This window comes from Kitasatospora nipponensis, from assembly GCF_039528135.1.
Lineage (GTDB): Bacteria > Actinomycetota > Actinomycetes > Streptomycetales > Streptomycetaceae > Kitasatospora > Kitasatospora nipponensis.
Window position 1 is genome coordinate 1 of the sequence record NZ_BAAALF010000796.1, and the last position, 655, is coordinate 655.

Sequence of the window (655 nt, forward strand, 5' to 3'; positions counted from 1 at the left end):
ACCGTCGCCCGAAACGCTAGGGATCGACGGGAATCGTCGTCAATGGTCCAGACCATCACGGTTGGACACCGGCCGAACCGGATCCTCCGCCTCCACTTCCGTCGTGCTGATCCGAACAGATCCTGACCCGTACATCTGTTGCCCTGAGCCACCCTCACCGGATGGGCCCGGCCGCTAGGCTGGCGCGGTCGCCGGATCGGAGCGGAACCAGGAAGGGACGGCGCGATGATCGACAGCCTGCTCAACCTGGTGCTCGGCCTGCTGGCCAGCGCCATCAGCGCCGGTCTCGGCTGGCTCGCCCAGACCGTGCGCCGTCGCCGACGGCTCGGCCGGGTGCGGGAGTTCTTCGGCATGCCCGGCGGCACCGAGTGCCTGCTGGTGGTCAACCGGCAGTCCCCGGCTGCCAGTTCGAAGAGCGTCTCGCGCAACGACGTGTACGCGCTGATGGAGTTGGCCGCGCTGGTCAAGGAGTGCGACGCGCAGGCCGACATCGTCGCGCACGACCAGGTCCGCCAGGGGCTGGGCGGCAAGGCCGAGTTCTGCCTCGGCGGCCCCGACAGCAACGAGCGGACCGCCGCCCACCTGCGGAACTGGCTGCCCGGGGCGGGCTTCGTCACGGAACCGGGGCGGACCTACAGCGACACCATCATGGCGG

General features: G+C 69.8%; 1 pseudogene. It reads left to right on the forward strand.

Features of this window, described 5'->3' with window-relative positions:
• Positions 1-225: 225 nt before the first annotated feature.
• A pseudogene (locus tag ABD323_RS43395) lies at positions 226-655 on the forward strand (hypothetical protein); the annotation flags it as partial.